1 pseudogene is annotated in these 896 nt (G+C 55.7%); it reads right to left on the bottom strand.

What is annotated here, in order from left to right:
* Positions 1-896 (bottom strand): annotated as a pseudogene (locus tag A3730_RS32320) (ethanolamine permease); the annotation flags it as partial.

Here is an 896-nt window from a genome sequence, read left to right as displayed (position 1 = left end):
GCTCACCGCCCCAGCCGCCGGCGTCTTTCACGAACGAGGTCATCTCGTTATAGGCCACCTCGTTACCGTTTTCGTCGGTGGAGGTAATAGCAAAGGTAACTACCGCATTCGGATCCTTGTCCAATGCCTTCTTGAATTTGAAGGTGTGCTTCAGCTTGGCGTGCGGCGGCAGCGGCCGTTTGATTTCGGTGTATTGCTCGCCATGCAGCAACCGGTCGAAGCCAAAGTTCATCCCTGGCAGAGCCAGCGCGCCTTCTTTTGCTGCCTTTAGCATCGCGCCGATCTGTGGCATGACGCCATAGGTGGGCAACGCCTGGAAATTGCCACCCAGCTCGTAGACGAACTTCAGTTCATCCTTGTCGAGCGGATCACGTGCGGCGCCGACACTTAGGGCATACAACGACAGGTCATTTTCATCATAGGACGATTCCAGCTCGAGGCTTTCCTTGCTGGCCACATCCAGATCGATGAATTCGTTGCCGCCCAGTGACGGGTTGTTGATGTTGTCGAGAATCGGCGAGAAGGATTCGTTGACATTGGATGGATGCTCCGCATCGGTAAAGTCGGTGATCTTGCCCCAACGACGCGCTACATCATCAACACTGAAGGCCTTGCCAAGGGGGAAGCTATTGCCCTGGCTACGTTCCCAGCGCAACTTGCTGATGAAGCCGGCACCCACTTCGAAGATACCCTTGGTTTCTTCGCACTTTTCATGGCACAACCAGGCCACCAGCGGACTGACCGCTTCTGGCTTGAGGTTTTCCAGCAAATTCGGCGGCATGATGGTTTCAGTCAGCCGAGAGGCCGCAATCGGCGCAATGGTATTCACATGAATGTTTTTGCTGCGACCTTCCTCCGCCAGACAGTTGGCCAGCCCGGCCAGACCCAACTTGGCA

This window comes from Alcanivorax sp. HI0044, assembly GCF_001634945.1.
Note: the sequence above shows the minus strand (reverse complement) of the source record. Positions and strands in the feature narration are given on the sequence as shown.